Source organism: Nioella sp. (assembly GCF_964229645.1).
GTDB lineage: Bacteria > Pseudomonadota > Alphaproteobacteria > Rhodobacterales > Rhodobacteraceae > Nioella.
In genome coordinates this window covers 1-2,040 of sequence record NZ_CAXREX010000298.1, presented here as the reverse complement: position 1 = coordinate 2,040, position 2,040 = coordinate 1, and the positions used below count along the sequence as shown (strand labels likewise).

Below are 2,040 nucleotides of genomic sequence, written 5' to 3'. Positions count from 1 at the left end.
GGTCCACCCGGTTGCGCGGCAGCGTCACGTCCTGGCGCCAGGTCTCGTATCCCGCCGCCTGCAATTCCGTCTCGATCCACGCCGCCGTCGCCAGATCGCCGGGCCCGCCCGTGTATTTCTCGCCCAATCCGGCGTGACGGCCAAGATCGCGCCGCAAGTCTGAAATCGTCATCGGATCCTCCTTTCTTCGAGGGATACGACGCCGGGAGGCGTTGCCTAGCCCCGAATGCGGCAAAGCCGCTGTTGCGAATGCCGAAAGCTCCGCCCGCCGCCCCCGAGCGGGTTCGGACCGATTGACAGGACCGGGGCGGTCTGTCATCTCTTGTCATTAATGAATAATGAATAATGAACAACGGAACGCGCGGCGAGGAACGACAGACATGAGCGAGATCCGTATCGGCATCGACGTTGGCGGGACTTTCACCGACTTCGCGCTGGCCACGCCCCGGGGGCTGAGCACCCTGAAACTGCCCACCACGCCGAAAGCCCCGGATCGGGCGATCCTGCAGGGCGTGCAGCAGATCCTGAGCGAGGCGGGCTATGCCCCCGGCGATGTCACCGGCATTGTCCATGGCACCACGCTGGCCACGAATGCCATCATCGCGCGGCAGGGCGCGCGCACCGCGCTGGTCACGACCGACGGTTTTCGCGACGTGCTGGCGATGGGCGATGAGGGGCGGTTCGATCAATACGACATCACCATCGTCAAACCCGAACCGCTGATCCCGCGCTGGTGGCGCTTCGGGGTGCCCGAAAGGCTGGCCGCCGACGGCTCTGTCCTGCGGCCCCTGGACGAAGAAGCGCTGCACCGCCTTGCCGGGCAGCTCAGGGATGAGCGCATCGAAAGTGTCGCGCTCTGCTTCCTGCATGCCCATGTGAACCCCGCGCATGAACGCCGCGCGCGCGACATCCTGCAACCGCTGCTGCCTGGCGTGAGCCTCAGCCTGTCAAGCGACGTGTCCCCCGAGATCGGCGAATATGCCCGGTTCTCGACCACCGCCGCCAATGCCTTCGTTCAGCCCTTGGTGGCAAGCTATCTGGACCGTCTGGAAACCGGGCTGACCGCGCTGCGCGTGTCTGCGCCGGTCTTCATGTTCCTGTCGAACGGCGGCCTGTGTCATCTCGACATTGCCCGGCGTTTTCCGATCCGGCTGGTCGAATCCGGTCCGGCGGGCGGTGCCGTGTTCGCCGCCGGGCTGGCCCGGGAACTGGGCGAGGACGCGATCCTGGCGTTCGACATGGGCGGAACCACCGCCAAGGTTTGCCTGATCGACAAGGGCGTGCCACGCCGCAGCCCGTCTTTCGAGATGGCGCGCGAGCATATGCACCGGCAGGGCAGCGGGCTGCCCGCCCGCATCCCGGTGATCGACCTGGTCGAGATCGGCGCGGGCGGTGGCTCGCTGGCGCGGGTCGACGGCCAGCGCCGGTTGCAGGTGGGCCCCGAAAGCGCGGGCTCGGATCCCGGCCCGGCCTGCTATGCGCGGGGCGGGATGCAGGCGGCGGTCACGGATGCCAATCTTGAGCTGGGTCGCCTTTCGCCCGGCGATTTCGACGGATCGGGCATCGCCATCGACGCCGCGCTCGCCACGCAGGCGCTGTCGGACAGCGTCGGTCGTCCGCTGGGTCTGGAGCCGCTCGCCGCCGCTGCCGCGCTGGCCGAGGTTGTCGAGGAACAGATGGCCGGTGCCGCGCGCGAACATGCCCGCGAGAAGGGCGCCGATCTGCGCGACCGGCCGATCATCGCCTTCGGCGGCGGGGGCGGCATCCACGCCGCCCGCACCGCGCGAAAGCTCGGCGCCACAAGGGTGATCGTGCCGCAGGGCGCAGGGATCGGCTCGGCCATCGGGTTCCTGCAGGCGCAGGCGGTCTACGAGCTTTCCCGCACCGTCGCCATGCCGCTCGCCCGGTTCGATGCGGGGCTCTACAACCGGCTCTATGCCGAGATGGCGGCCGAAGCCGGCGCCTTCGTCGCCGCCGCCGCGCCCGGCGCGGATCAGGCGGCGCAGCGCACGCTTTTCCTGCGCTACCGGGGACAGGGAC

1 protein-coding gene is annotated in these 2,040 nt (G+C 68.8%); it reads left to right on the top strand.

Going from position 1 to position 2,040, the window contains the following annotated elements; genetic code table 11:
* Positions 1–380: 380 nt before the first annotated feature.
* Positions 381–2,040 (top strand): hydantoinase/oxoprolinase family protein (locus ACEQXV_RS18885; RefSeq protein ID WP_370270462.1); only part of this gene is annotated, 1,660 nt, incomplete at its 3' end.